A 26,994-nucleotide genomic window follows, 5' to 3' on the forward strand; every position below is an offset into this window, starting at 1 on the left:
CTCGCGGAGGGCGTTTCGGCATGCGAAGGCCCCGCCCCCCTCGGGAGGCGGGGCCTTCGCGCGTTCTGGGGCTCCGCTCCTCTAGGAGGCGCGTGGCGTTCCGTGTCCGGGGTCTTGAGGTTCATCCCGCCCGGGAGCTGGATCGCGAAGCCTTCGAGTAATCCGTCTCCGGCCTTATTCGCCCTCTTCTTTCTCCCATTGTCTACTGCTTCCCTTTTCCTTGCGTTCCGCATGCGCCGAAGCGCCGTTGGGACAACTCGCTTGCTATATATGTTGACAACATGCATGCTTAAGGAGTATAGATGTTATTAGCATATAGAGGCGAGCTTGCGGAAGGAAGTGGGGCCTATGCCGAGAGACGATTGCGGCGGAGAGGGTGCGGCGCGTCAGCCGTGTTGTCGACGCCGCGGAGGCGGCGGCGGGGCGTTGGTCGAGCCTGCCGCCCTTGCAGCATTGCTGTATGCGGGCGGATATGGCTACGACATGCGCAAGGCGATCCTCGAGCGTACGAATGGCGAGGTGGATGTCGACGTAGGCGGCTTGTACCGGTCGCTCAGACGGCTCGAGGACGAAGGTGCGGTGGCATCTCGATGGTGCGACGAGGACGTTGGGCCGCGCCGTCGCGAGTACGAGCTGACGCAGCAGGGAGTCGAACTGGCCGAACAGTGGCTCGATGCGCTTCGGGCGCGACGGCGCCTCGATGATTTGCTGGTCGAGTTGCTGGAAGGCGGCTTGGCGGAGCTGAAACGAAACGACGTTTGAAGTATTATCCGGACATGAATGAAAGAAGGGCGAGATGGGCGAGACGATGAAGCTTGCGGTGCCGACGATGGGCGAAGCGGGGTTGGAATCCGAGCGCGCGGGGCATTTCGGCCACTGCGACTGCTTCACTGTGGTGGAGATCGCCGATGGCGAGATCACGGGTACGAGCGAGGTGGCCAACCCTCCGCACGAGGAAGGCGGGTGCATGCGTCCGGTCGGCTTGTTGGCCAAAGCCGGAGTGGACGCTATCGTGGCGGCGGGCATGGGCATGCGCCCGCTCACGGGCTTCAACCAGGCGGGCATCACGGTGTACTTCGAAAACCAGACGCCGATCGTGGGTGATGCGGCGAAGCTGGTGGCTGCGGGCAGCGTGCCGGTGATGAGCGCGGACAACGCGTGCAACCATCACCACTGATCATCTGTTTGACGAGGTCGTTCGAACACCCTCGAAGCTTGGGCTTCGAGGGTGTTCTTCTTTGCGCGTTTGAAAGGTCATGCTATGCTGCAAGGAAGCGAATGAAAGGACGAAGCGGTGCGGCAACTCGATGAAGAAGGCAGATATCGTCTCGGGGCAGCGGACCTTCTGACGTCGAAGCGCTGCGTGCTGGAAGGGGCGGTGCCTCCGATCGCTATCACGCAGGAGGAGCCTGTTCGGTCGTACGGTTGGGTGAGCAAGGGGCTGCCGACGCCCGCCACGGGCGGACTCTATGTTGTCGAGTTCTTCGGAAAAAGCGATATCGCGATCTTGGCTTATATCGATCCGTTCGGGCGCGTGTTTTCGACGAGCGAAGCGTCTGCCGTGCCTCCGGCGAGGACTCCCGATCTGACGTTCGCGAGGGTTCCCCAGCAGGCTGCCGGAGAAGAGCTGGGGTGCGTGTACGTCCATGAAAGCGACGGGTCGAAAAAAGATGTTGCCCAGTACCGCTGCGCAAGCGGCCGCTATGCGCTGTTCGATTCTTGGTACGACTTCGGCCCGTACGACATGAACTTGACGTACGAAGACGCGATGGCTCGGGCGTATTTGGCGTTCGTGCTGCGTCCTTCGCTCGGAGCGCCGTCGGTACCCGAGCGCGGCATCGGCGGCGTGTTCGAGCGGCTGAAGGGTGACAAGCCCTTGACGGCGATGCGATCCATCGTGGAGGACGCGCGCTGTGCCGAGGACGATCCGGTGTGCAAGCCTCCTGCGCTCGTCAGCTGCTTGGCGCACTGGCTGACCGAGGCGGGGCTGGACAAACTGGCAGGGGTCAAGGACGAGGCGCTGCGCTTGGTTCGCACCGTGCGCTACGCCAACACCTATTATCTAGGCGTGGAAGACGGGGAAGCTCCTATCACGATCGAGACGGTGTGGGCGATCGAGGCTGCGCTCAATCGGTTTCTGCTGGTAAGCGAGGCGTTCGGCGATCGCGCCTCGATGGCAACGGAGGCGGATTGCGCTCGGTGGGACGCCTATCTGCTGGAAACGGTGGCTGCGCAGCGTCCAGTGATGGACGGGCCTGCGGATGCGCCTGCGGCAGAGCGGGCGGGCGAATGGAGCGTGCGGTGCGCGATAGGGGCGATGCTCGAGCGGTTGCGGCTTCCGGTGCGTTTGGACGCGTCGATGCGCTTCGACGTGGAGGCGGGGGCGGCGGCGTTCGATCTGAAGGTTCCGGGCGCGTCGCTCATGCCGTCGTGGGCGTGGCGGGAGGAAAGCGGCTGGGTGCAGGCGAGCGAGCGCGATCGGGACGCGCAGGCGCATCGCTACGCGCTGCATCTGGGGCTGGTGCTGGCTGCTGCTGCATTCGACGCTTCGTCTGGAATCCGACGCGTCGACATCGTGGCGCGGCCGTGCGAGAACGCGGCGCCGAGCTCGAGCGACGAAAGTAAGGGAGAGTTTCCGCGCGAGTCGTCTGCGCGGGCGTTCGTGCAGACGACGTTCGCTCGGGAAACGTACGAGGCGTTCGGACGCTTCGAGGATGCGCGCGCCGGCGACCCGTTGCCGCCGTATGCGGCGAGCGGGGCGATCTTCGATGTGGAGGCGGCCGAAGCGTTCGCGTACGTCGACGCCCTTCCGTCGCACGAGCTGCGTCTGCAGATGCCGGAAGTGGTCGACGGGGCGTTGGCGGACGACATGCGCGTCCAGCTGGGCGCCGAGCGATGCAAGGACATGCGCATCACCTTTCATGCTGCGCGTCGCCGCATGGCCGAAGGCCTTGCCGACGAGATCGTGCGCGCTTCGAGCACGGCGGACGCCATCCGGCTCGTTCGCGCGGCGCAGGAGGAGGCGGCAGTCCAGGACGACGACCGTACGGTAGCGTCGTGCACGCGGCTCATGGCGGCGCTTGCCGAAGGCGAGATCGGCTTGGGCGATCAGAACGCAGTGGTGGCGCGCTTCCTCGGAGAGGATCGGTGCCTTGCGGCGCTCGGACGTGCTCGGTCGTTGTCTACGAGCGGCGACCAGGAGACGGCGGTGCAGGTGCTCATCGATGCCGTAGGGGAAGCGGCGGCCCTTGACGGGTTCGTGGACGGCGCGACCACCGTGTACCGTTCGTTCGACTCGTACGCGTCGCGCGTGCTGTACAACCGTGCGCGGGCGGGTGCGGGCGCTCCGTCGCGCGCTTCGGCGGATGCGGGCAAGCGGGTGGAGGTGGTCCCCGATTCCTACTACCTGTGCCATCTGGAGATCACGCAGCTTTTGGAGCACTCGTTCGAGCGTACCGAAGAGGCGTTGCGGTTCGGCCAGCGCGCCATCGAGCTGGGGCCTGCGACGGCAGCCGGCTACCGTCAGCTGGGTCGCGCTTACATGTTGGTGGGCGACATGGAGAACGCCGCCGCGGTGCTGGAGGAGGGACTGCTGATCGCCGTGCAGCCCAGCGACATCGCCATGGCGTACTACCAGCTTGCGTACGTGCTGTGGAAGGCGGGACGGCCGCAGGCGGGCGCGGCATGCTACCTTAAATCGCTCATGACCTCGTCGTCGATGGCGATGCAGGCCACGGCCGAACTCCAGGAGCTGGTGGAGGAGACGGGCGTGGCGCTGCCGCCGAGGGAAGTCGTCGACGAAGAACTGGCGAAGCATGCGGTGCCGGTGGCGCCTACCGCCGAGGTGCTCGAAGCGTTGGGCTCCGGCGCGTCCGCTGCCGTCGATGTCGGGATGTTCCCCGTCGCACGCAACCTGCTGGCCCTGCGCCTGCGCTACCGTCCGGACGACGCGCTGGTGAACGTGCTCCGTTCGTTGGGCGAGTGATGGCGGCTTCGCGGGTGTTTGCGCTACAATAGACCGATTCAGAATGCGAGAGACGAAGGATACGCCATGGCTTTGCAAGCTCCCGAAGGAACGAAGGACCTCCTGCCCGACGAGGCGAAATTCTGGGCGCACTTCAAGGCGACGGCCGCCGACATGTTCGGTCGCTACGGCTATGTGACTATCGAGACGCCCGTCTTCGAGCAGACCGAGCTGTTCGTGCGCGGCATCGGCGAGGCTACCGATGTCGTGTCGAAGGAGATGTTCACGGCGATCTCGGGCGAGAACCTGAACAAGCTTCTGGGCGGCGGCACCATCAAGGGCAAGAGCCGCCTGTCGCTGCGTCCCGAAGGCACGGCGGGTGTGGTGCGCGCGGTGGTGCAGCACGATCTGGTGCCGCAGGGCGCGGCTCCGGCGAAGCTCATGTACGCAGGCCCGATGTTCCGCGCCGAGCGTCCGCAGAAGGGTCGCCAGCGTCAGTTCAACCAGGTAGGCGTCGAGTGCCTGGGCGCCGAAGATCCCAGCGTGGACGCCGAGGGCATCATCATGCTCATGCGCTTCTTTGCCGCCATCGGCATTCCCGTGGACGCCACGCGCCTTCTGGTGAACTCTATGGGCTGCGAGCAGTGTCGCCCGGCGTACCGCGATGCCGTGAAGGCGTACATGGACGCGCATGCGGACGAGCTGTGCGACGAGTGCAAGCGCCGCGCGGAGATCAACCCGCTGCGCGCGTTCGATTGCAAGAACCCCGACTGCGCCGCCGTGATGGCCGATGCGCCGAAGATCACCGAGCACCTATGCGACGACTGCCGCGAGCACTACGACACCGTGAAGGCGTACCTCGGCGGCGCGGGCCTTTCCTTCGAGGAGGATCCGAAGCTGGTGCGCGGCTTGGACTACTACACGCGCACGGTGTTCGAAGTGCAGGTGACCGAGGGTATGGGCAGCCAGAACGCCATCGGTGGCGGAGGGCGCTACGACAAGCTGGCCGAGGAGGTGGGCGGGCGCCCCACGCCCGGCTTCGGCTTCGCGCTGGGCTACGAGCGGTGCGCGTTGGCGCTGCAGGCGGCGGGCTACGAGTTCCCCGCGGCTCGGCGCTGCGACTTCTTCGTGGCCTGCGTGGACGACTCGGTGCGCGCGGAGGCGTTCTCGCTCGTTCAGGCTTGCCGTGACGCGGGGCTCATCGGCGAGATGGATCATCAGCATCGCAGCTTGAAGAGCCAGTTCAAGCTGGCCGACAAGCTGGGCGCCGTCGTCGTGGCGGTGCTGGGTCCCGACGAGCTGGCCGCCGGCCAGGTGAAGGTGCGCAACATGCGGACGCACCAGGAGAGCGCGGCGGATCTCGCCGCGCTGAAGAAGCTGCTGGCGCATTTCGGCGGCGAGCCGTTCGGCGGAGAGGCGGATTCCCTCGAGGCTATGCTGGGCAAGCTGGAAGCCCGATAGCCGTCAGCGTGCGGGAGGGGCGATAGCGAGCAAGACGACGAAGGCGGCCGAGAGGCCGCCTTCGCTTGGGAGGGGGAGGATCTTGTTAGAGGCTTACCATTTCCCGGCGCTCAGGTTCTTGCCGAGCAGGTAGCCGAAGGTGGTGCAGGCCCCGCCCAGGTTGATGCCGGGCACCTTGTAGTCGTACACGTCGCCGTACATGTCTCCCACGACGGTGCCCACGCCGTACAGGCCGGGGATGGGGTCGTTTTGGCTATCGCACACGTGCATCTGGATGTCGGTGTTGAGGCCTCCTGTGATGCATAGCGTGTAAGGCTCGTTTTTGATGCCGTAGAACGGGGGCTGCTTCACTGGCAGCAGGAAGCGCTTGTCCTTGTGGAACTCGTCGTCGAGGCCCGTCTCGCAGTACGAGTTGTACCGTTCGACTTGGGCGAGGAACTCCTCGCGCGGCAGGCCCAGACCGTCGGCCAGCTCTTCGAGCGTGTCGGCCTTGACGGCGTTCTCGGCCATTGTGGCGTCGAAGCCGGCGTACTCGTCGGTGGTGGTCCAATCGGTGTTGGGGTCGAACAGCGCCTGGATGGCGTCGTAGACCTCCTGCGTGTCGCGCGGCTCGCCGCCCACGCGGTCGCTCTGCCAGGGGGCGGAGTCCTGCACCCAGTTCTCGTCCCAGATGAGGAACGCGCATCCGTCGGGCTGCACGCGCTGCGGATAGGGCATGTAGCCATACGTGCAGTTCTCGTTGGAGTAGCGCACGCCCTTCTTGTTCACCAGCAGGCCGGGGAACGTGGTGAGCGCGCCTTCCGCCCACCAGCGGCAGGGCAGCACCTCGTCGCCCATCGTGGCCAGCATGGGGGCGTTCGGCGTGTACTTCTGCCAGGACGCGCCGATCCACAGCGCCAGCTTGAGGCCGCTGCCGTCGTAGACGCCGCCGTAGCCGAAGGGCAGCGCCATGGGGCAGTACTTCGCCACCATGTCCTTGTCCTGCGAGAAGTCGCCCGTGGCCAGCACGACGCCCTTCGTGGCCTTGTAGCGGGTGTACTCGCCGTCGTGCTTGGCCACGCAGCCGGTGACGCGGCCGGTGTTGTCGCCCTCGCGGTCGAGCTGCACGGCGGTGGTGCTGAAGAAGACCTGGCCGCCGCCCTTCTGGATTTCCTCGGTCAGCGCTTCGACGACGATCTGCTGCGACGCGCCGGCCGCTTGGGCGCCCTCGGCGACGAAGGAGTGGGATACGTTCAGCGTTTTGAGCGGGCCGCCGTCCCACCAGTCGGTGCCGCCGTCGCGCTGGTTGTTCTCGATGACGGCGGAGATGCCGTAGGGCTCCATCTTGTCCATGAGCCAGTTCATGGCTTTGCCGGACTCGTTGTAGACGAGCCACCACTTCTCCTGGTCGAGGCGGAAGCTGTTCGACGCGAAGATCTCCTGGAAGATGGGTTCGATCTCCTCGCGGGTGAAGTCGAGGCCCAGCTCGTGGGTGAGGCGCGTGTTGAACGCCGCGTTGGAGCCGCCGCGCGACACGGGGCCGTCGCTCGAGGCGATTACCACGACGTCGGCGCCTTCCTCGACGGCGGACGTGGCGGTGACGAGGCCGCCCACGCCGGCGCCGATGACGAGGATCTCGCATTCCACGGTGTTTCCGATCTTGCTCTCGTCCACGGGCTCGGGCGGAATCTCGAAGTTCCACTTCGCGTTCGTGAATTTCTCGGCATCGAGCACGAGGTCGCCCGATGCGGCGGCGACGGTTTCCTTATCCTGCGGCGCGCATCCGGCCAAGCCGAGCGTGCCCGCCGCGGCCGCGGCGGCTCCGGCCACTGTGGCGCCCTTCAGGAAGCTGCGACGATCCATCGACCTTGCTGTTCCCATGTTCCCTCCTTTGTTCGGATGATCCCCTGCCGAGCGCTGCGGCGATGTCTTTTGCTTTGTCTTGCGCGACGCTCGACGGGATGTAGCGTATGATCAATCGGGCCGGCGCGCGTCACTCAAAACGTGGCATTGGCGGCTTCGAAGGCAAGCGGCGCGCATCTCACTCGAAATGCGTTATTCCTTGGCGGCGCCGTCATTTATACTGGCACCATGGCATCGCGTCCATGGAAGGGGAGTCATGGAAAAGGGGAGAGCCGATACCGAAGGAGGCTCCGCGCTGTTCGTCCGCCCGACGGTGCTGGACGCAGGAATCGGGGTGCTGTACTTCTTCACGTCGCACATGGTCATCCGGGCGATGTACTCGATCGGGGTTGATCGCACGTCGACGGAGCTGTCCGTGTTCTTCCTCGTGGTCATCGCATCGGTCATCGCGGCGCATCTGCTGTCGAGGCCGCTGCTGCGGGCGCGCCGGTTCGCGGAATCGGCTTTGGGGATACCGGCGGTCAGCGTGACGGCGGCGTTGGGAGCCACGCTCGCGCTCGTGTCGATGCTGCCGGTGGTGGACGTGGGGCTGTTCTACGTGTCGGGCGCCTTGCTGGGGCTTGCCTGCGGGTGGATCATCGTCATCTGGACGTCGACCATCCACGCTTCGCGGCCCGAGAGCGCCTCGTTCTACCTCGATCCGGCGCTCGTGGTGGCCGTCGTGTGCTATTTTCTGTTCCGCTGCGTCAGCTCGTTCTCGGACACGATCGCGCAGGGGTTCCTGCTCGCGCTGCCGCTGGTGACCATCGCGTGCATCATCCGCGCCGCCAAGCCCGCCGACGAGGGCGATGCGCCCGCGCTGGGCGAGGGGACGCAGGCGCTGCAAGTGCTGGTGGCGGTTGCAGCGGCGTTCGCCATCGGCTGCAGCGTGACCGTGTACTTGGCGGGGCGCGAGAACGACGTGCTGTCGTCGGGGCTTAACTACATGGTGCTGTTCGAGGTGCTGGCGGTCATCCTCATGGCGTTCTGCTGCTGGCTGATGAGCCGGTTCTCGCAGCAACGGGGCGCGCTGTCGCCGCGCGGCACCGCGGTGCTTTCGTTTTGCGTGTGCTATCTGCCCCTGTTCTCCATCGGGCTGGTGATGGGCGGGGCGGCCATCCCGTCGAACGCGCCGGGACGCGCTGTGGGAGAGCAACGTGTGGGTGCTGCTCATCGCCATCTTCGCTTACGACATACGCGATTCGGTGTACGCCATCCGCGGCTTGGCCGTGGGGCTGATGTTCGAGGCCATGTGCATCGGCCAGCTGATCGCGCGCGTGTCCACGCTGAGCTTCTCGTCGTGCGCGCTTGCGGTGGCCGGGGCGCTGACGGCGCTGTACTTCTTCAGCGTGGGAGGGCAGCTGCTGCGCGGGGTGCCGAAGAGGAAACGGCCGCGCGAGGAGGAGAGGCAGGTCGAGGAGCCGCGGGCGCGCGCCGAGACGGAGACGGAAGGCGAGGCGATGCCGTCCGAGATGCTGGCGTACTGCCGCAAGCTCGCGCTGGAGAACGGCTTGACGCCGCGGGAGGCCGAGATACTCGGGCTCATCGCCATGGGGCGCAGCGCGAAGTACATCGCCGAGGAGCTGACGATCTCGCACAACACGACGCGCACCCATATCAAGCACGTGTACGAGAAGCTGAACATCCACTCGAAGCAGGAGCTGCTCGACCTCGTGCTGTTCGGGTCGGGATTGATGTGAGGCGCGCCCGCGCCGCCGGGGCGGGCGGCGTGTTCGCGAGGGGCGGGATAGGCAAACGTCTTAAAAGGCACCTGCCCCTGTTTACGGCATTGATCGGTGTCGCGTGGGGCGCCGGTGGCGTTTGAGTGCTCGGTCATGTATACTACATGCATATCGCAGTTTCATGAAAGGAGCCCTCATGCCGGCTTTGCAGGTGCGAGATTTTCCCGACGATTTGTACGAGCAGTTGAAGGCGTATGCGGCCAGCCAGCATCGCAGCATCGCGCAGCAGACCATCGTGGCGGTGGAGCAGATGCTGGAGGCCGCCGACGCGCAGCATTATTGGGACGGGCATGACCTGCACCGCCTGGAGCGGCGCCCGCGTTACTTCGACTTCGACACTGAGGCGAAGCGAGCCGCGCGCATCGAGAAGCGCAAGGAGCTGTTCGCGGAGATCGACAAGCTGCCGAAATTTGACGTTCCGGATGATTTTCCGGACACGGTGGAACTCATACGCCAGGGTCGCGAGGAGCGGGATGCGATTATCGACGCGATGATTGCTGCCGAGAAGCAGAAGGCGGTCGAAGCATGATAGTCCTTGATTGTTCTGCGGCGGTTGACATGGTAAGGGAGACCGAAGCCGGTCGAGCTCTGAGGCAATTGATGCTTGAAGGAGAAGAGGTAATCAGCTCTCAGCTCTTTCTCATTGAGGTGTCGAATGCTTTTTGGAAATACCATAAAGCGGGTCTTCTTGATGAGAAAACGGTATGCGCCAACATCGAGAAAGCGATCGCTCTCGTAGACGAGTTCTGTGATCTTGATAAAACCCAGTGCTGCGAGGCCACGAAAGAAGCGATGCGCTTGCGCCATCCCGTTTACGACATGCTGTACTTCGTGCTCGCGCGGCGCAATGCGGCCACGTTGTTCACGCTGGATCGCAAGCTGCAACAGTTGTGCTTGGACAACGGGGTGGACTGTGTGCTGACCGATACGAACTTCTAGCGGGTCGTTCGCGCGCATTTTGCATGAAACCGGATACCTGTTTCGACCCGCGCGCCTTCGATACTGTACAATGGCTAAGTTTGAGTAACGTTTGCCGCGTCACGGAGGGGCGGCGAATGCAGATAGCAGTGCTGAGGAGCAAGGAACCAACGTTATGACGGACTTCATGAACGAATACTGCATGCACACCGCCACGTGCGGCGAGCTGCGCAAAGGCGACGTCGGCCGCGAGGTCGTGCTGTGCGGCTGGGCGTGGCACAACCGCGACCACGGCGGGCTCATCTTCGTCGACCTGCGCGACCGCGCGGGCTACACGCAGGTGGTCGTCGATCCCGACTGCGTGAGCGCCGACGACTTCGCGAAGGCCGAGCACCTGGGCCGCGAGTACGTGCTGAAAATCGCCGGCACCGTGCGCGAGCGCGGGGCGGAGGCCGTGAACCCCAACATGGCCACGGGCGAGATCGAAGTGCTGGCGAAGTCCGTCGAGGTCCTGAACACGAGCGTGACGCCGCCGTTCTCCATCGAGGACGGCATCGAGACGGACGAGACCACGCGCATGAAGTGGCGCTACCTGGACATCCGCCGTCCCGAGATGTATCAGGCCCTGCACTTGCGCCACAAGGTGGCCCAGGCCATGCGCGGCGCGCTGAACGAGCGCGGCTTCCTGGAGGTGGAGACGCCCATCCTGGCGAACTCCACGCCCGAGGGCGCGCGCGACTACATCGTGCCGAGCCGCCCGAACCCGGGCCGTTTCTACGCGCTGCCCCAGAGCCCCCAGCAGTTCAAGCAGATGCTGATGGTGGGGGGCATCGAGCGCTATTACCAGATCGCCCGCTGCTTCCGCGACGAGGACCTGCGCGCCGACCGCCAGCCCGAGTTCACGCAGGTGGACATCGAGATGGGCTTCGTGCAGGGCGAGGACGTGATGAACCTCATGGAGGACGTCATGGCCGAGACGCTGGCGGCCGTGGGCGTGGAGCACGCCTTCCCGCTTGAGCGCATGCAGTACCGCGAGTCCATGGACCGCTTCGGCAACGACCGTCCCGACACGCGCTTCGGCATGGAGCTGGTGGACATCACCGACATCGTGAAGAACACGGGCTTCAAGGTGTTCTCGAGCGTGGCGCAGTCCGGCGGCGTGGTGAAGGCCATCAACGCGAAGGGCGCGGGCGACTGGAGCCGCGGCGACGTGGAGAAGCTGGCCGACATCGCAGCCGAGAACGGCGCGAAGGGCATGGCCTGGATCGCGTTCACGACCGACGGCAAGGAGAAGAGCCCCATCATCAAATTCTTCAGCGACGAGGAGTTCGCCGCGCTGAAGGAGGCCATGGACGTGGAGCCGGGCGACCTTCTGCTGTTCGCCGCCGACACCTACGAGGTGGCGAGCGCCGTGCTGAGCGCGCTGCGCCTGCATATGGCCGACGCGCTGGACGTGCCGCGCGAGGGCCATCAGCTGCTGTGGGTGGTGAACTTCCCCATGTTCAAGTACGACGAGGACGAGAAGAAGTACGCCGCCGAGCACCATCCGTTCACCCACGTGCTGGACGAGGACGTGGACAAGATCGAGAGCGACCCGCTGGCGTGCGGCAGCTACAGCTACGACTTGGTCATGGACGGCTTCGAGGTGGGCGGCGGCACCATCCGTATCCACAACGCCGACGAGCAGCGCGCCGTGCTGCGCACGTGCGGTTTGACCGACGAGGAGATCGAGGAGAAGTTCGGCCACCTCATCCACGCGCTTGAGCTGGGCGCCCCGCCGCATGGCGGCATCGCGCTGGGCCTCGATCGCTTGGTCATGCTGCTGGGCGGCAAGGCGTCCATCCGCGACGTCATCGCCTTCCCGAAGACGAGCTCCGCGAGCGATCCGATGACCGGCGCCCCGAGCGCCGTGACGGGCCGCCAGCTCAAGGAAGTCAACCTGCGCACGCTGTAGGGAAGCGAGCGAAAGAACGCATCGAGGGGCCCGTTGATCTCAACGGGCCCCTGTTCTATCCGAATGCGTTGTCGTCTGCGCCGGACTACGCCGCTGGTTCGCCGGTCTGGGCCTTGTCTTCCAAAGGCTTGCGCTGCCGGTTCAGGCGATCGAACTTGTTCTTATCGGTTTCGGCCATGCCTTGGCCGGGATCGTGACGTTTATCGAACAGCGGATCGGCGGCGTTGGTCCAGATGCGCTCGGCCACAGGTTCCCATTCCTCGATGGAACGCGTGCACTTGGCGCACAGGTCGCGCGCGCTTTCCTTCGCCTGCAGGTCGGTGGAGTGGGCGCCGGCGGTTTCCACCATGTCCGCCAGCACGTCCCGGTTCTCCAAGATGGGGCAGGGGCGCAGCAAGTTGTCGTTGAACGGCTGCCGCTCGTAGTACTGCATGAAGATCGGAGATTTCAGGGCATCGAGCAACGTCGTCTCGCGTATGTTCGCGTTGGCGTAGTGCGCGAACACGCACGGCTCCACGTCGCCGGCGGCGTTGATATGCAAATAGCGTCGTCCGCCGGCGATGCATCCGCCCACGAACTCGCCATCGTTTTGGAAGTCGAGGGTGAACAGCGGTTTCTTGCTGCGCATCTCGCGGACGAAGCGGTAGAGGCGTTCGCGCTGGTCGGCTTGCACCATGAGTTCGACGGGCGCGTCCACGCCTACGGGCATGTAGGTGAATATCCAGGCGAATAGGACGCCCTGGCCGATCATCCAGTCGAAGAACTCCTCGGAGGCGATGGAATCGGCGTTGGCTGACGTGTAGCAGCACGAGACGCCGAAGGGGAGCCCGTGCTGTTTGAGCAGGCGCATTGCCCGGACGACCTTTTGGTACGTGCCCTCGCCGCGGCGTCCATCGGTTGCTTCCTCGAAGCCTTCCACGCTGATGGCGGGAATGAAGTTCTTCACGCGCAGCAAATCTTGGCAAAACTCTTCGTCTATGAGCGTCGCGTTGGTGAACGAGAGGAACGAGCAGTCGGGGTGCGTTTCACAGAGCGCGATGAGATCCCGCTTGCGCACGAGCGGCTCGCCGCCCGTGTAGATGTACACGTAGGTGCCGAGCTCGGTGCCTTGGCGGATAATGGAGTCCAGTTCGTCGTAGGAGAGGTTTTCCTGGTGACCGTACTCGGCGGCCCAACAACCGGTGCAGTGCAAGTTGCAGGCGCTCGTAGGATCCATGAGGATGGCCCAGGGCACGTTGCAGCGGTGCTTCTCGCGCATGGTCTCCTGCTTTGGCCATGCCATGAGGTTGCCGTCAACGAGGAACGTCTTGATGAAGTCGTTGCGCATCGCGGGATTCAGCTCGAGCACGCGCGTGATGAGCTGGTGCCAATTGCTCTGCTGGTCGATAGCGTTGCGGAAGGCGGTCCTCTGACTGGGGAACAAGTCGGCAGGTGCTACCTTGTCCAGCATATCCATGATCTTGGTGGCGTTGCGCTCGGGGTCTTCCAAGAGATAATCGAGCGTCTTCTCGAAGGCCGCGTGCTTGATTTGATCGGTTGCCTTCATCGCTTCCTCCTCTAATGCATTGATTGTTCCACGAATGCCGAATAATCATCTTACGTAGATTCCGGTAACGAAATGAAGAAGGGCGATCGCCAAGTTGGAAACGAATGGATCTATCTGGGTGTTCTGCAGAGGATCGGGTTCGATCAACTTAGCTGGAAAGACGACGGCTTGCGATGGCGCGGCACCGCAAGGCAAAGGATTCCTGCGGTCTCGACGGCGAACGCGATGGTCGAGACTGTGTGCTTTTGGTTGCTTCAGAGGGTTGGGGTTCGACCGGATTTTGCGCTTCCTTTATACTGGAACGGTTGTTGTTTTGAGTATCTCGAATGGGCCGGGGCGGCGCCATGTTCCGAACCTGGTCAGGTCCGGGAGGAAGCAGCCATAAGGGACCGCTGGCGAGCGCCCCTGCCTATTCGAGATACTTTTTTGTATCGGGCTGTGACCGCGAGGACGACATGGACATCATCAATTTCTTCGTCAACCTGCTCTCGGATCCGCGGGGGGCTATCGCGGGCTGGATCATCGCGCTGGGGCCGCTGTGGGTGTACTCGCCGCTGTTTCTCATCGTGTTCGTGGAGACGGGTCTTGTGTTCTTCCCGTTTTTGCCGGGCGATTCGCTGTTGTTCGCGGCAGGCGTGTTCTCTGCCGACGGTGGAGGGTTGAACGTCTGGGCTACGCTCATCGTGTTCTACGTTGCCGCTATCTTGGGCAACACGTCGAATTACTGGATCGCGCGGTTCTTCGGCGTGCGCATCATCGATTCCGGCAAAGTGAAAGCGCTCACGCCTGAACGCATGAGCAAGCTCGACCATTTCTTTGCCAAATACGGCGGGCTCACCATCGTCATCACGCGCTTCATGCCGTTCTTCCGCACGTTCGCCCCGTTCATTGCGGGTACCGGCCATATGAACTTCGGCAAGTTCACGCTGTTCAACTGCATCGGCGGCATAGCCTGGGTCAGCCTGTTCGTTTTGGTGGGATACTTCTTCGGCGGTATTCCGCTCGTGCAGGATCACTTCGAGGTCATCGTGCTGGGCATTGTCGCCGTGTCGGTGGCTCCGGCTATCATCGGCGCCGTCAAGGCCGCTATGAGCTCGCGCAAGAAGAAGACGGCTGACGGACGCACGCAGGCCCAAGCCGAGATCGATGCCGAATTGGTCGAGGAGCTCGAGCTGCGCGGCGCTCATGCGGCAGTCGAAGAAGGGCTCTCCGGCAAGCATGCGGCCCCTGTCGCGAAGGCGGTTCAGGAGATGCCGCACGGCGCTCATGCGAAGGCGGAGTCCGAAACGGAGTAGCAGGGAAGAGGGCGTACGCGATGGCAGAGGCACTTTACCGTAAATACCGGCCGCAGATCTTCGAAGACGTTGTCGGTCAGGAGCATATAGAGCGCACGATCAAAAACGCGATCGAACAGGACAAGGTGAGCCACGCCTACCTGTTCACGGGTCCGCGCGGCACCGGCAAGACCACCACGGCTCGTCTGCTGGCGAAAGCCTTGCTGTGCGAATGCGGCCCTACCTCCGAGCCTGACGGCACGTGCGATGACTGCGTGATGATTGCGAACGGCGAACATCCGGACGTCTACGAGCTGGACGCCGCGTCGCGTACGGGTGTGGAGAACGTGCGCGAGGAGATCATCGGTCGCGTCCAGTTCGCTCCTACGCGCGGGCGCTATAAGATCTATATCATCGACGAGGTTCACATGCTTTCGACGGCGGCGTTCAACGCGCTGTTGAAGACGCTCGAGGAGCCGCCGAGCCACGTGGTGTTCATCCTGGCCACCACCGATCCGCAGAAGGTGCCCGAGACCATCCATTCGCGTTGCCAGCGGTTCGACTTCCGCCGCATCTCGGCCGAGTCCATCGTGTCGCGCCTGGGTGCCATTTGCGTGTCCGAGGACGTGGAGTTCGAGGGCGAGGCGCTCGATCTGATCGCCCATCGCGCCGAAGGCGGCATGCGCAACGCGCTGACGTCGCTCGAGCAGCTGATCGCGTTCGGCGAGGGCAAGGTGACGATGGAGGTGGCCGAGAGGCTATTGGGCTCCATCGACACGAACGACCTGGCCGAGATCGTGCGCGCAATCGGTACGCGCGACGTGGCCTCGTGCTTCCGCTGGACGGCGGAGTACGTGGAAACGGGTGCGGATCTGGCGCAGTTCGTGCGCGATTTGGCCGAGCATATGCGCAACATGTACGTGCTGTCGCTGGCGGGCGCCGACGTGGCGCTCGAGGTGAGCGAAACCGTGCGGCGCGAGCTTGCGAGCGAGCTGCCGCTGTTCGGCCCTGACCGCCTGGCGCGCCTGCTGGGCGTGCTGGGCGACCTGTCGGCCGAGTTGAAGACGTCGACGAACCCGCGTCTGTCGTTCGAGATCGCGCTCACGCGCATGGTGCGGCCCGATTCCGACTTGACGCTGGAGGCTCTTGCCGAGCGCATCGAGGCGCTGGAGAGCGGGCACTCCGCGGTTGCGCACGTGATCGGGGGAGGGGCTGCCGCGGTTGCCGCCCCTCAGGTTGCGGCGGCTTCGGCTTCCCAGGTTTCGGTTGCGCCCGTGCCGGCTTCTCCGCCTGCATCCCCTGCGACCCAGGGGGCTCCGATGCCCGCCTCCCAGCCTTCCGCGGCTCCCGCTTCCGCTCCTGGTCCCGATCGCGCATCGTCGGCCGAACGCGCTGGGGCGGTGCCTGCCGCGTCGGTGCAACCCGTCGCTGCTCCGCAGGTTGCGGCGCCGTCGCGCGAGGCGGGCGGCGTCCCGCCGCAAGGGGCGGAGGGCGTTTCGGCTCCTCGACCCGCATCGCCCGTGATGCAATCTCAGGCTCCGTCCGCCGCGGCCCCCTCCGACCAGCTCAAGGCCAGCCTGCAGAATCCGGCCGCCTTGCAGCGCGTGTGGCAGGCGGTGCTGGCGACGCTCAAGAAGAACAAGGCTGCTTACGGCGTGCTGTTCCTCAACACAAAAGCGGTGTACGACGCGGGCAAGGACACGTTGATCATCGAGTTCCCGGCCGAGAACTCGTTCGCCTTCAAGGCGGTGCAGAAGCCCGACGTGCAGGAAGCGGTGTCGGTCGCGCTCAACCAGGCGTGCGGCGAGTCGTTGCACTTCGCGTATGCGCAGGGCGGCGCGGTTGCCACGGCGGCGGCTCCGGCCGCGCGTCCTGCGCCGACGTCGGCTTCCGCGCCGTCGCCGACGCCGCGTCCGACGCCTGCTCCGGCCCAGCGCCCGCAGCAGCCTCAGCAGGCGGCTCCGGCGGTTTCTGCTCCCGCGCCGCGCCCGATGCCCGTGCCGGACTACGACATACCTCCGTACGAGGACGAGGTGGTTCCGTACGATGACGGTTACGTCTCGTCCGCGCCGACGCCCGCGCCTGCTCCGAATCCAGCTTCGGCGCCGACGCCTGCTGCCGCCCCGGCTCCCGCGGCTCCGGCTCCGACTCCGGTGGATGCTCGCACGTCGGCGACGCCCGAGCCTGCGGTGCGGCAATCGCCCGAAGAGCTGCAGGCCATTCTGGCCGCCGGTTTCGGCGATGGCGTGCGCGTCGAAGAAGTGAGAGAATAGCGCGACAGCTAGTTCGCCGCACGTATGCGGCTTGTTCGAAACGACCATGACAGATAGGAGACGACGATGTCGAAACGAGGCGGTTTTCCCGGCGGCGGCGGTAACATGGGCGCCATGATGAAGCAGGCGCAGAAGATGCAGGCCGAGCTTGCGCGCGCCCAAGAGGAGATCAAGGACATGACGTTCGAGGCCACCGCCGGCGGCGGCATGGTGAAGGTGGTTGCGAACGGCGACATGACCGTGGACAGCATCGTCATCGACCCCGAGGCCGTGGATCCCGAGGACGTCGAGATGCTGCAGGACATGGTGGCCGCCGCGGTGAACGAGGCGCTGCGCGGCGTGTCCGAGATCAGCTCCCAGCGGTTGAACGCCGCGACCGGCGGCTTGAACATCCCGGGCCTCATGTAACCAGGTTCGGAGAGAATCGCGATCATGTACGCTGCGCCGTCCATTCAGAAACTGCTCGACGAGCTTGAGCGCTTGCCGGGCGTGGGGCCGAAGTCGGCGCAGCGTATCGCGTACTGGATCCTCAACGCCGATAAGGCTACGGCGCTGCGCTTGTCGGATGCCATCGCCGAGGTGAAGGAAACGGTGCGCTTCTGCTCGCGCTGCTTCAACTACGCCGAGGACGACCTGTGCGAGATCTGCCAGTCGTCCAAGCGCGACGCAGGCATCATCTGCGTGGTCAGCGAGCCGCGCGACATCCCGCCCATCGAGCGCACCGCGGTGTACAACGGCGTGTACCATGTGCTGGGCGGCGCCCTTTCCCCGATGGAGGGCATCGGCCCCGACGAGCTGCGCATCGCCCAGCTTATGAAGCGCCTCGCATCCGACGAGGTGCGCGAAGTGGTGCTGGCCACGAACCCCAACGTTGAGGGGGAGACCACGGCGACCTACCTCGCCCGACTCATCAAGCCGCTCGGCATCGCCGTCACCCGTCCCGCCAGCGGCCTGCCCGTCGGCGGCGACCTCGAGTTCGCCGATGAGGTTACCCTCGGCCGCGCTATCGAAGCCAGACGGCCGCTGTAGGGGAGGCGGGCAGGGGAGTTTACTCCTCTCGCTTGCGAGTTTAATCTTGCCGCGAACGTATCGAAGCGAGCGTATGAAGTACTATGGGACGTATGGCGACGGCATTGACGGGTGATGTCGGGTGCCGAAGGGGCGAGGGGGACGTATGAGGGCTTGGCCGGCGGCGAAATACCTGACGTACTGTTTCTGGCGTTCGTGGATCCTCGTGGTGTATACGGCGCCGATCTGGAGCTACGTAGCGAACGGGACAGGGTCCGCATCGTGCTCGTTCTCCATGTATGCTTGGTCGACCGTTGCATTCGCGCTGGTCGCGGCTCTGTTGGCGTTGTTCCATGAAAAGGCTTCTCTCGTTTTGGCGCGCAAGGGCGTTATGTGCCTTGCGGGCGTAATCTCGTCGGTCGGCATGTTGATGGAATATGCGGGCGCGTTTCTGTTCTTTGACGGAGCCAACCTGCTGTTCGTGTCGGGAGCGCTCCTAACGGGCGTCGGCACCGCGTTCATTGCCGTACGCGCCGGTCAGATCTACGCGGCGACGCGTCCGGTGGTGGCCGTGACGAACACGGCGCTGTCCGAGTTGGCCTCCGGGCTCGTCTTCTTCTTCGTGGTGGGCACTGTGCCGCAGATCGCGCTGTTGGTGGCGGCGCTATTGCCGTTGGCCGCCGCGTTGATGACGCTGTTCGAGTCCGACGCGGACGCGACGCGCGGACTTGTGCGTCGCCGCGCGGCCGACATCGATGCGGCCACGCGTCGTGCAAGCGTCTTCGCGTTCGCGCGCTTCCTCGTAGTGGTGTTCCTGCTCACGTTCATGGCGAACCTGTCGAAGGGCGCTTTCGCCCTGCAAGATGCCGAGGCGTCGTTAGCGAGCGGCACGATAGGCGTGTCGCTGGTCATTTTGGTCAGCTTCGTGTTGGTGCTGGTGAGCAGCTTGCTCAAATCGTTCGATTTCGGCGTGGCGTATTACCCGCTCGTGCTCATGCTCGTGCTGGCCGTGGTGGTGGTGTTCTCGTCGGATGCGGGCAATATGGCCGCTGCGGCGGTGATCGTGCTGGTGTACTGCTTGTTCTCTCTGTTCATGTGGTGCTTGCTGACGTATTTGGCTCGCAGCGATTATTGGAGTTCGATTCAGGTGTTCGGGTACGGACGCTCGGTTTTCGCGCTCGGTTCGTTGGCAGGGCTCGTCGTGGGGCAGGGTTACCCGCTTGCCGAGATGGATGGCTCTGAGTCGTTCATCGTCGGCTTGGTGTTGGCGTTTTTGCTGGTGGCAGCATCCATGCTGATTTTCAGGGAAAGCGATGTGCGCAAGATCACCAGCGCGGGATGGCTGGCGGTCGAAGCGGTGGCCCCGAAATCGTCGGTATCGGACGGGCTCGATGTCGTTCGCGATGCCGTCGTCGCAGACGACTCTCGCGACATGTTTTCCGAGGAGGTGATCGCCGAGATGGGGTCCGGGGTCGATGCCGATGGGTTCGCGGCCGATCACAACCTCACTGCACGCGAGCGCGAAGTGTTCGAGCTTATGCTGCGCGGCCGCGATGCGAAGTCCATCGGCGAGGCGCTGGTCATCTCCGACAACACTGCGAAGGCGCATATCCGCAGCATCTACGCCAAGACGGGCGTGCACACGCGTCAGGAGTTCATCGACGCCACCGAGCATGTGATGCGCTGAGCCGTTAACGATCTCGCCTCCCCTCGATGGCCGCCTCTGCGGCCATTGCTTTGTCTAAGGGTTGTTTCTCCTGATGAAAAGACAGTTTACTCCTGCAGTCAGCCGGTTTAGCCCTTCCAGGCGATAGGCGAGCGCCTTCGTCGCGCGCACAATCTCTCTCGTGAAGGTCGCAGGAACGTTCTACCCCTGCGGCCGTAAGGAGACGAGAGAGAAAGGCGATGTGTATGAGTCAGCTCAACATGTCGAGGCGCGGGTTCGTGAAAGCCGCAGCCGCCACCGGAGCGCTTGCCGCATTCGGCGCGACGGCGGTCGACGGCGCGACGTTCCGCGAAGCGCATGCCGACGAGACGACCTCCCAAACAAAGAAGGTCTACACCTCGTGCCAAGCGTGCATCTGCAGCTGCGCCGTCATCGCGACGGTGCGCGACGGACGCGTCATTCGGCTCGAAGGCAATCCGGAAAGCCCCATCAGCCGCGGAGGCCTGTGCGCGAAGGGCCTTTCGGGCATCCAAGCGCTGTACAACCCCTGTCGCAACAAGTACCCCATGAAGCGCGTGGGGGAGCGCGGCACGAACAGCTTCGAGCGCATCAGCTGGGATCAGGCTATCGAGGAGATCGCGCAGAAGCTCACGCAGGACTTCTTCAAGTACGGCGGCGAGTCGCTGGTGACCTCTACGGGCGGCGGCGGGAACCCGCACTTCAGCTCGCCGTGTCGCTTCACGCAGGCGTTGGGATCGCCGAACATCTTCGAGCCGGGCTGCGCGCAGTGCTTCCTGCCGCGCATGGCCACGTTCTCGCTCATGTACGGCGGCAGCAAGTCGGGCACCACGTCGATGGCCGATTCCAAGTACGGCGGCTGTTCGTCGCTGTACTTCCCGGAGGACAATCCTATCCAGACGCTGGTCATGTGGGGCACCTGCACCAGCTACCACGCGCCCAGCGGTTCGGGGCGCGCCATTGCCGAGCTGCGCGCACGCGAGCAGGGGCTCAACATGGTAGTGGTGGACCCTCGCTTCACGCCCGATGCGGCTATGGCCGACGTGTGGCTGCCCATTCGTCCCGGAACCGACGTGGCGCTTATGATGACGTGGATCCGCTACATCATCGAGAACAAGCTGTACGACGAAGATTTCTGCAAGCGTTGGACGAACCTGCCGTACCTCATCGACACCGATACGAAGAAGATGCTGCGCGCCTACGAAGTGGGCCTGGGCGAAGCCGATGCGGAAGATGCGGAAAAGACGTTCGTGGTGTGGGATCAGAAGACGAACTCCGCGAAGGCGCTGCCATGGCCGTACGACGAAGCGCTGGACCCCGCGTTCTTCGGCACGTACGAGATCGACGGCGTCGAATACCCCACGGCGTTCACGCTGCTGCAGGAGCGCGTGGACGAATGGACGCTCGAAAAGGGCTGCGAGGTATGCTGCCTTGAGAAGGACCAGGTGGAGAAGGCCATCCGCATCTACGCGGAGAACGCGCCGTCCGGCCTGGTTCTGGGCGTGGCCACCGACATGAGCCCTCAGTCGGCCCAGGGTACGGAAGGCGCCTGCATCCTGGAGTTCTTGCTGGGCAACGTGGAGAAGCCGGGCGCGCTGCTGCAGCGTTTCCCCGACCCGCCGAACAAGGTGGATCTCGGCACTATGAACACGCTGGTCACAGGCGATATGCTGGAGAAGCGCCTAGGGTATCGCGAGCACAAGGGCCTGGGCATCTGGTCGCATGCGCACATCCCCACGGTGTTCAAGGCCATCACCACAGGCGAGCCGTACCAGCCGCGCAACTGGATGGAGCGCTCTGGCAACAAGCATGCGATGATCGGCAACGCGGGGCAGCTGTCCGAGATCATCGACAAGATGGAGATGATCTGCCATCTGTACATGTACCCCACGGCCTTCACCATCGAAGCGGCCGATTACGTTCTGCCCACGCAGGAGTGGCTGGAGAGCTATTTCACCATCGCCCACGCGAACAAGATCATCATCCGCCAGCCGGTGGTGCACTTGTACGAAACGGTGAACGAGGGCGTCATCTGGTCGGAGATCGCGCATCGTTGCGCCGAGCTGGGCAATCCGTTCGCTCAGAAGGCCTTCGACAAGGAATACCTGGCAACGCTGGGCACCGATCTGGTGTACTGGCGCGGCCAGCAGGAAATGATGGACTTCCATATGGGCTCGCTGCCTATGAGCTGGGACGAACTGGCCGAGATGGGCACGTACGAGTGGATCTCCAAGGAAGACTACCTGACGTATTACACCTACAAGACCATCGATCCGAAGACGGGCAAGGAGAAGGGCTGGAACACGCCGTCCAAGAAGGTCGAGCCGTATTCGGAAGGCACGCTCATGCTAGGCCGCACGGGCGAGCCGTGGGCGAGCGCCGAGGGCAAATCCTACGTCATGCCGCCGGCCGACGAAGATTACGATCCTTTGATCTACTATCTGGAGCCCGAGGAGACGAACCTCACCGATACGGAATATCCCATCATGCTGACCCAGGGACGCATTCCGCACTACCATCACGGCACGTTGCGCAACATTCCGTATCTGCGCGAGCTGTATCCGGTGCCGCTGGTCAGCATCCATCCCGAGACCGCCGAGAAGTACGGCGTGGAGGACGAGCAGTGGGTGTGGGTGGAAAGCCGTCGCGGCAAGGTGCGCGGGAAGGCGCATGTGACAGCGGGCATCGCAAAAGACGCCGTGCACATGGAACGCTTCTGGAATCCCGAGTACCTGGACACCGACACGCCGAGCAAGGCCTGGACTGAGATGAACGTGAACATCCTCACCAAGACCGACGGGCGTTACAGCCCCGAGCACGGCACGTACACGCTGCGCGGCTTCACGGTGAAGGTGTACCCGGCTCCCGAAGGCGCGCCTGAAGGCGCATGGATCAACCCGACCGATTTCGAACCGTGGATGCCTGAATTCAGCGAATCCACTGAGGTGGTGTTCAAATAATGGCTCATTACGCTATCGTCGTCGATCTCGACCGCTGCATCGGCTGCCACGGCTGCGAGATCGCCTGCAAGAACGAGAACAATATCGCATTGGGCGAGTACTGGAACAAGGTGGTGGAACGCGGGCCTTTCGGCGAATATCCCGATTTGGAGATGTATTTCCTGCCCACCATGTGCCAGCAGTGCCAGGATGCGCCCTGCGTGAACGTGTGTCCCACCGGGGCCAGCTATCGCGACGCCGACGGCATGGTGCTGGTGGACAAGGAGAAGTGCATCGGCTGCAAATACTGCATGATGGCCTGCCCGTACGGCGTGCGTTCATGGAACGCGGCCGAGAGTGTGGTGGAGAAGTGCACGCTGTGCGCGCATTTGTCCAAGAACGGCGAGCTTCCCATGTGCGTGCGCACGTGCTCGGCCGGCGCCCGGTTCTACGGCGATATCGACGACCCCTCGTCCGATGCGTCGAAGGCTCTTGCCGCGGCCGATCCCGCCAGCATCCACACCCTGCAAGATGTGGGGAACCATCCGGCGACGCACTACATTCTGTCGCCGAAACGCGCCGCTTGGAAGGAAGGTGAGTAGCCATGACGATCCAGTGGTCTTTGGTTCTGTTCACGGTGCTGTCGGGATGCGGTGCCGGACTGTTCGCCTGCACGGCCCTCGATGAATTTCGCGGAGGCGCGGCGTCGAAGGTGCGCTTGCCGGCATGCGCGGTGGCGGTGGCGCTGCTGGTGGTGGGCGGCATCGCGTCGGCTACGCACCTGTCGCACGTCGATCGCATGATGGCGGTGCTGGCTCATCCTACGGCGGGCATCTTCCTGGAAGCTTTGCTGCTGGGCCTGCTGGCGGTTTGCATCGCGGTATACGCGCTGCTGGTGAAGCGCGAGGCATCATCCGGAGCCCGCAAGGCGCTCGCCGCGACGGGTATCGTGCTGGCCGTGGCGTTCGCGTTCGCCTGCGGCGTGTCGTACATGATGACGTCGCGCCCGGTCTGGAACACCGTCGCGCTTCCGTTGGCCTACTTGGGAACGGCGCTGGCGACAGGTGCGGCGTTGTACCTGGTGCTGTGTGCGGCGCTCAAGGTTGACGAGGGCGACGTGAAGAAAGCCGGCGTGTACGCGGCGGCGGGCGGTGCGCTGTCGCTGGTGTTGACGGTGGCGTTCGGCCTTGTCAGCGGTACCGCCTTCGGCGATCAGGCCGCGCTCTTCTGGGTGGCCGTGGTGCTGTGCGGTTCTGCGGCGCCGGCGGTTTGCGGCGTGCTGGTCGCGCGTAAATCCGGCGGCGCGCTTTCGTTGGGCGTGGTGGCGCTGGCGGGCGCCCTGGTGGGCTCCGTCGCCGTTCGCGCGGTGATGTGGCTGGTAGGCACGGCAGTGGCGAACTACTTCGGGTTCGCGTTGTAACCGGAGATCCCCCGAGCGCCGTATCGCGCGGCGCCCGGGTTCGAGGATGAAAGCAAGGCGAGAGTATGGCTGACTACACAAGGCGAGCCTTTCTGGGATTCACCGCCGCCACGGCCGCGCTCGCGGGCGTGGGCGCCTCGGCGATCGCCTTCGCGGGCGAGGGCGGGCTGCTGCGACCGCCGGGCGGCCAGGACGAAGGCGCGTTGGTGGCTGCATGCGTGAAGTGCGACCGCTGTCGCTCGGCATGCCCGACGAACGTGGTGGGGGTAGCGCATGTGGAGGATGGGCTGCTGCAAGCTCGCACCCCCGTGCTCGACTTCCACAAAGGGTACTGCGATTTCTGCGGAAAGTGCCAGACGGCCTGCCCGACCGGGGCGTTGGGGTCGTTCGATCCCCAGCGCGACAAGCTGGGCGTGGCGGTGGTGCAGAAGGACCGCTGCATCGCGTACTTCGAAGGATGCGTCGAATGCGAGAAGGCGTGCCCGTACGAGGCGATCGCGTTGGACGATGTCGGGCATCCGGTGATCGATGCAGCGAAGTGCAACGGTTGCGGCGTGTGCGAGAACGTGTGCCCCGCGCTCGTGTACCGTTCGTTCGCGGGCGGGTCTCGGCGGGGCGTTGTCGTGGTGGCGCCCGAGCGCTACGAGCGTTTGGGGAGGACGACGGTTGAGGGCGAGAGCGAGATGATCGTATGAAACGGGAAGGGAAGCGGCGCGTGAGGGCGTCGACGTTGCGCGTGCTGAGCGCGCTCGGCGTGGCGGCTCTCGTGTGCTTGGGGCTGGCGTTGCACACCGGCACCGGCACGCCCAGCTCGTTCGGCATCGCGGACATTGCGGCGCTCTGCCCGCTCGGCGGTGTCGAGGCGGCCATTGCTTCGAGAACGGTTGTCCCGCCCCTGCTCATCGGGCTGGCGGTGGTCGTAGCGCTGACGCTGCTGTTGGGCCGGGCCTTCTGCGCCTGGGGCTGTCCCGTCCCGTTGTTGAGACGGGTGTTTCGAGGAAAGAAGGCCTCGAAGCGCGATGCTTCTTCACCGGATTCCGGGCCTCTCGATGTCCCGGCGTCCGAGCGCGGGGGCTTGCGCGATTCGCGCAACTGGGTGCTGGGCGGGGCCATCCTCTCGACGGCTGCGTTCGGGTACCCGGTGTTCTGCCTTGTGTGCCCGGTCGGTTTGACGTTCGGAACGCTCGTCGTGGTGTGGAGGGTGTTCCAGTTCAACGAGGTCACCTGGTCGCTTCTGGTGTTTCCAGCCATGCTCGTGCTGGAGTTGGCAGTGCTGCGGAAATGGTGCCATCGGTTCTGTCCGCTGGGAGCGCTGCTGTCGTTGGTGTCGCGCGGCAACCGCACGTTCCGGCCGCAGGCGAACGTCGGGACGTGCTTGCATGCGGCTCACGGCGAGCGCTGCCATCGGTGCGCCGACGCGTGCCCGGAAGGCATCGACTTGCATGATCGGGCGGCTTCCGCTCCGCTCAACGAGTGCGTGAAGTGCCGCGAGTGCGCCGACGCGTGTCCCGTGCACGCCATCACGTTTCCATTCCTGTCCAAGAAAACCCTGCTCGAGCCTTCTGCGGCCGAGCGCGATACGAAGGAGGAGCAATGAATGTCGAAGAGGTGTTCAAGGCCGCACCGGGATGCCAGAAGGTGCTGATGACCGCGTTGAAAGCGTGCCGTACGCCGCGCACGCCCAGCGAACTGGACTCGATCATGGACGAGGTGCTCCGGTGCAACCGTTCGGTCTATCGTCCGGCGGAGCTGCGCGCGCTGCTGGAGCGCTACGGCGCGCTGGCGTACGAACCCAGCGAGGAAGAGCAAGCGGCGCAAGCTGCCCTTGAAACGGGAGAGGAACCCGAACTTGCCGTGGACGAGGACGGCAACTTCGTGACGACTGCGCCGGCCGAGGGCGTATGGGCGATCACCGAAGCCGGCGTTGCGTATCTCGATTCCGATCCTATCGGCGCGAAGGCGCAGGCGCTGCTGGCCAAGGACGCGGTCTACCTGCCGGTGTATCGCGCCTTGCTGGAGTTCGCCGCCGAATGCCCGCGCGACAAAAGCGCCATCGACGCGGTGATCGACCCTCATCCGCTCGTGCAGAATCCGCGCTTGTTCGCCGGATATTTCCTGGGCGAGCTGGAGCGCATAGATGCAATGGAGTGGGCCGATGCCTGGCATGTCACGGAGCGCGGTCTCGACTTGCTGGAAGCGCTGCGCGATGGAGAAGACGACGAAAGCGGCGTTGCCGCGAAGGAGGCATGATGATTGACGAGGGAATGCGCGCCTTGGCCGAGGCGCTCCGGCAGCAGAGTGCGGCGTACGGGTTCGTGGCGCGTTTGTTGCGCACCGAGGTGGATGACGAGGCTCTCGGGAGGCTGCGCGCGATGAGGTTTCCTGCCGCGAGCGGCAACGATCATCTCGATGCGGGCTATCGAGGGTTGTGCGCTTATCTGAACGCAGGCGGAGAGCGCCAGCGCGGCGATTTGGCCGTGGACTTCCTGCATACGTTCATCGGCGTGACGCAGGATCGAGAGCAGGTGGCTTTTCCGTACGAGTCGGTATACACCTCGCCTGAGCATCTGCTGATGCAGGATGCGCGCGACGAAGTGCTGGCGGCGTACCGTGCGGCAAAGGTGGTGTTGGTGGACGAAGCGTGCGAGCCCGAGGATCATCTGGCGTTCGAGTTGGAGTTCATGCAGCTGTTGGGAGAGCGCGCCGCCGAGGCGCTGGAAGCGGGGGACGATGGATCGTGCGCGAACCTTTTGGAGGCTCGCCGTGCGTTTCTCGAGGAGCATCTGCTGAACTGGGTTCCCGATTTCGCCGACGACGTGCAACGCGTTGCACGCACGGGATTCTATCGGGCGTTGGCCGACATCGTGTTAGGGGTGCTTGAAACGGATCAAGCGTTCCTGGAAGACGTGCTGGACGATGCCGCATAGCGC

At 64.4% G+C, this 26,994-nt stretch carries 23 protein-coding genes and 1 other RNA gene; 21 read left to right on the forward strand and 3 right to left on the reverse strand.

Annotation, left to right across the window (positions count from 1 at the left end; translation table 11 throughout):
* Positions 1-348: 348 nt before the first annotated feature.
* The 4 genes from GT613_RS06720 to hisS all read left to right on the forward strand — a co-directional run bounded on the left by GT613_RS06720 (position 349) and on the right by hisS (position 5,425).
* On the forward strand, positions 349-762 hold the full coding sequence (locus GT613_RS06720; protein WP_009609487.1) for a PadR family transcriptional regulator: 414 nt from the start codon (positions 349-351) through the stop codon (positions 760-762).
* Between the two features lie 34 nt (positions 763-796).
* Positions 797-1,177 carry a NifB/NifX family molybdenum-iron cluster-binding protein gene (locus GT613_RS06725; RefSeq protein WP_009305176.1) on the forward strand — a complete coding sequence of 127 codons (381 nt, stop codon included), beginning with the start codon at positions 797-799 and terminating at the stop codon, positions 1,175-1,177.
* A 117-nt stretch (positions 1,178-1,294) separates the two neighbouring features.
* Complete coding sequence (locus GT613_RS06730; protein WP_009305175.1) at positions 1,295-3,985, forward strand: hypothetical protein; 2,691 nt, start codon at positions 1,295-1,297, stop codon at positions 3,983-3,985.
* Between the two features lie 66 nt (positions 3,986-4,051).
* Positions 4,052-5,425 (forward strand): histidine--tRNA ligase, encoded by a 1,374-nt coding sequence (gene hisS, locus GT613_RS06735; RefSeq protein ID WP_009305174.1) that lies wholly within the window; start codon positions 4,052-4,054, stop codon positions 5,423-5,425.
* A gap of 93 nt (positions 5,426-5,518) precedes the next feature.
* Here hisS and GT613_RS06740 read toward each other — a convergent pair whose 3' ends face one another.
* Positions 5,519-7,285 (reverse strand): FAD-dependent oxidoreductase, encoded by a 1,767-nt coding sequence (locus tag GT613_RS06740; protein WP_021410710.1) that lies wholly within the window; start codon positions 7,283-7,285, stop codon positions 5,519-5,521.
* Positions 7,286-7,459: 174 nt separating this feature from the next.
* Positions 7,460-7,816, reverse strand: coding sequence for a hypothetical protein (locus tag GT613_RS15455; RefSeq protein ID WP_229061881.1), 357 nt, complete (start codon positions 7,814-7,816; stop codon positions 7,460-7,462).
* A gap of 647 nt (positions 7,817-8,463) precedes the next feature.
* Here GT613_RS15455 and GT613_RS15460 point away from each other — a divergent pair.
* From GT613_RS15460 to aspS, 4 genes are all read left to right on the forward strand, one after another.
* Positions 8,464-9,006 carry a helix-turn-helix transcriptional regulator gene (locus tag GT613_RS15460; RefSeq protein ID WP_271802128.1) on the forward strand — a complete coding sequence of 181 codons (543 nt, stop codon included), beginning with the start codon at positions 8,464-8,466 and terminating at the stop codon, positions 9,004-9,006.
* Positions 9,007-9,184: 178 nt separating this feature from the next.
* The gene (locus tag GT613_RS06750) at positions 9,185-9,577 is read left to right on the forward strand and encodes an argininosuccinate lyase (protein ID WP_009305171.1); all 393 of its coding nucleotides are present in this window, start codon (positions 9,185-9,187) and stop codon (positions 9,575-9,577) included.
* Positions 9,574-9,987: a type II toxin-antitoxin system VapC family toxin gene (locus GT613_RS06755; protein ID WP_035577846.1), complete on the forward strand. Its 414-nt coding sequence runs from the start codon at positions 9,574-9,576 to the stop codon at positions 9,985-9,987. Before GT613_RS06750 ends, GT613_RS06755 begins: the two co-directional genes overlap by 4 nt.
* Before the next feature lie 154 nt (positions 9,988-10,141).
* On the forward strand, positions 10,142-11,920 hold the full coding sequence (aspS, locus tag GT613_RS06760; RefSeq protein WP_114516666.1) for an aspartate--tRNA ligase: 1,779 nt from the start codon (positions 10,142-10,144) through the stop codon (positions 11,918-11,920).
* Positions 11,921-12,005: 85 nt separating this feature from the next.
* On the opposite strand, the gene GT613_RS06765 is transcribed toward aspS, so the two are convergent.
* Positions 12,006-13,466, reverse strand: a complete 1,461-nt coding sequence (locus GT613_RS06765) for a radical SAM protein (RefSeq protein WP_114516667.1) — start codon at positions 13,464-13,466, stop codon at positions 12,006-12,008.
* A gap of 323 nt (positions 13,467-13,789) precedes the next feature.
* Between GT613_RS06765 and ffs the strand changes: the two genes are divergently transcribed.
* The 13 genes from ffs (at position 13,790) to GT613_RS06830 (ending at position 26,991) form a co-directional block, all read left to right on the forward strand.
* An RNA gene (ffs, locus tag GT613_RS06770) (signal recognition particle sRNA small type) lies at positions 13,790-13,885 on the forward strand.
* 36 nt (positions 13,886-13,921) lie between these two features.
* A complete protein-coding gene (locus GT613_RS06775) occupies positions 13,922-14,761 on the forward strand; it encodes a VTT domain-containing protein (protein ID WP_114516668.1) in 840 nt (279 codons plus the stop codon).
* Between the two features lie 20 nt (positions 14,762-14,781).
* Positions 14,782-17,013, forward strand: a complete 2,232-nt coding sequence (gene dnaX / locus GT613_RS06780; RefSeq protein WP_114516669.1) for a DNA polymerase III subunit gamma/tau — start codon at positions 14,782-14,784, stop codon at positions 17,011-17,013.
* A gap of 66 nt (positions 17,014-17,079) precedes the next feature.
* Positions 17,080-17,421 (forward strand): YbaB/EbfC family nucleoid-associated protein, encoded by a 342-nt coding sequence (locus tag GT613_RS06785; RefSeq protein ID WP_009305164.1) that lies wholly within the window; start codon positions 17,080-17,082, stop codon positions 17,419-17,421.
* 24 nt (positions 17,422-17,445) lie between these two features.
* Entirely contained in the window at positions 17,446-18,042 is a 597-nt protein-coding gene (gene recR / locus GT613_RS06790) for a recombination mediator RecR (protein ID WP_009609491.1), read from the forward strand.
* 145 nt (positions 18,043-18,187) lie between these two features.
* Complete coding sequence (locus GT613_RS06795) at positions 18,188-19,708, forward strand: response regulator transcription factor (protein WP_009305162.1); 1,521 nt, start codon at positions 18,188-18,190, stop codon at positions 19,706-19,708.
* A 224-nt stretch (positions 19,709-19,932) separates the two neighbouring features.
* Complete coding sequence (locus tag GT613_RS06800) at positions 19,933-22,665, forward strand: molybdopterin-dependent oxidoreductase (RefSeq protein WP_009609481.1); 2,733 nt, start codon at positions 19,933-19,935, stop codon at positions 22,663-22,665.
* Positions 22,665-23,246, forward strand: coding sequence for a 4Fe-4S dicluster domain-containing protein (locus GT613_RS06805; RefSeq protein WP_009305160.1), 582 nt, complete (start codon positions 22,665-22,667; stop codon positions 23,244-23,246). The genes GT613_RS06800 and GT613_RS06805 overlap by 1 nt, the downstream gene beginning before the upstream one ends.
* 2 nt (positions 23,247-23,248) lie before the next feature.
* Positions 23,249-24,064, forward strand: coding sequence for a DmsC/YnfH family molybdoenzyme membrane anchor subunit (locus GT613_RS06810; protein ID WP_009609485.1), 816 nt, complete (start codon positions 23,249-23,251; stop codon positions 24,062-24,064).
* Positions 24,065-24,129: 65 nt separating this feature from the next.
* On the forward strand, positions 24,130-24,759 hold the full coding sequence (locus GT613_RS06815) for a 4Fe-4S dicluster domain-containing protein (protein WP_009305158.1): 630 nt from the start codon (positions 24,130-24,132) through the stop codon (positions 24,757-24,759).
* 20 nt (positions 24,760-24,779) lie between these two features.
* Complete coding sequence (locus tag GT613_RS06820; protein WP_370516111.1) at positions 24,780-25,661, forward strand: 4Fe-4S binding protein; 882 nt, start codon at positions 24,780-24,782, stop codon at positions 25,659-25,661.
* Positions 25,658-26,314 carry a hypothetical protein gene (locus GT613_RS06825; protein WP_009609483.1) on the forward strand — a complete coding sequence of 219 codons (657 nt, stop codon included), beginning with the start codon at positions 25,658-25,660 and terminating at the stop codon, positions 26,312-26,314. Before GT613_RS06820 ends, GT613_RS06825 begins: the two co-directional genes overlap by 4 nt.
* Complete coding sequence (locus GT613_RS06830) at positions 26,314-26,991, forward strand: molecular chaperone (protein ID WP_009609473.1); 678 nt, start codon at positions 26,314-26,316, stop codon at positions 26,989-26,991. The genes GT613_RS06825 and GT613_RS06830 overlap by 1 nt, the downstream gene beginning before the upstream one ends.
* Positions 26,992-26,994: the final 3 nt, after the last annotated feature.

The sequence above is a fragment of the Eggerthella sp. BIOML-A4 genome (genome assembly GCF_009875575.1).
Lineage (GTDB): Bacteria > Actinomycetota > Coriobacteriia > Coriobacteriales > Eggerthellaceae > Eggerthella > Eggerthella lenta.

Bases quoted from the DNA above. Each gene is read 5' to 3' on its own strand.
- GT613_RS06720 (WP_009609487.1), top strand. From the start codon at position 349: ATGCCGAGAGACGATTGCGGCGGAGAGGGTGCGGCGCGTCAGCCGTGT.
- GT613_RS06725 (WP_009305176.1), top strand. From the start codon at position 797: ATGGGCGAGACGATGAAGCTTGCGGTGCCGACGATGGGCGAAGCGGGG.
- hisS (WP_009305174.1), top strand. From the start codon at position 4,052: ATGGCTTTGCAAGCTCCCGAAGGAACGAAGGACCTCCTGCCCGACGAG.
- GT613_RS06740 (WP_021410710.1), bottom strand. From the start codon at position 7,285: ATGGGAACAGCAAGGTCGATGGATCGTCGCAGCTTCCTGAAGGGCGCC.
- GT613_RS06750 (WP_009305171.1), top strand. From the start codon at position 9,185: ATGCCGGCTTTGCAGGTGCGAGATTTTCCCGACGATTTGTACGAGCAG.
- GT613_RS06755 (WP_035577846.1), top strand. From the start codon at position 9,574: ATGATAGTCCTTGATTGTTCTGCGGCGGTTGACATGGTAAGGGAGACC.
- aspS (WP_114516666.1), top strand. From the start codon at position 10,142: ATGACGGACTTCATGAACGAATACTGCATGCACACCGCCACGTGCGGC.
- GT613_RS06765 (WP_114516667.1), bottom strand. From the start codon at position 13,466: ATGAAGGCAACCGATCAAATCAAGCACGCGGCCTTCGAGAAGACGCTC.
- GT613_RS06775 (WP_114516668.1), top strand. From the start codon at position 13,922: ATGGACATCATCAATTTCTTCGTCAACCTGCTCTCGGATCCGCGGGGG.
- dnaX (WP_114516669.1), top strand. From the start codon at position 14,782: ATGGCAGAGGCACTTTACCGTAAATACCGGCCGCAGATCTTCGAAGAC.
- GT613_RS06785 (WP_009305164.1), top strand. From the start codon at position 17,080: ATGTCGAAACGAGGCGGTTTTCCCGGCGGCGGCGGTAACATGGGCGCC.
- recR (WP_009609491.1), top strand. From the start codon at position 17,446: ATGTACGCTGCGCCGTCCATTCAGAAACTGCTCGACGAGCTTGAGCGC.
- GT613_RS06795 (WP_009305162.1), top strand. From the start codon at position 18,188: ATGAGGGCTTGGCCGGCGGCGAAATACCTGACGTACTGTTTCTGGCGT.
- GT613_RS06800 (WP_009609481.1), top strand. From the start codon at position 19,933: ATGAGTCAGCTCAACATGTCGAGGCGCGGGTTCGTGAAAGCCGCAGCC.
- GT613_RS06805 (WP_009305160.1), top strand. From the start codon at position 22,665: ATGGCTCATTACGCTATCGTCGTCGATCTCGACCGCTGCATCGGCTGC.
- GT613_RS06810 (WP_009609485.1), top strand. From the start codon at position 23,249: ATGACGATCCAGTGGTCTTTGGTTCTGTTCACGGTGCTGTCGGGATGC.
- GT613_RS06815 (WP_009305158.1), top strand. From the start codon at position 24,130: ATGGCTGACTACACAAGGCGAGCCTTTCTGGGATTCACCGCCGCCACG.
- GT613_RS06825 (WP_009609483.1), top strand. From the start codon at position 25,658: ATGAATGTCGAAGAGGTGTTCAAGGCCGCACCGGGATGCCAGAAGGTG.
- GT613_RS06830 (WP_009609473.1), top strand. From the start codon at position 26,314: ATGATTGACGAGGGAATGCGCGCCTTGGCCGAGGCGCTCCGGCAGCAG.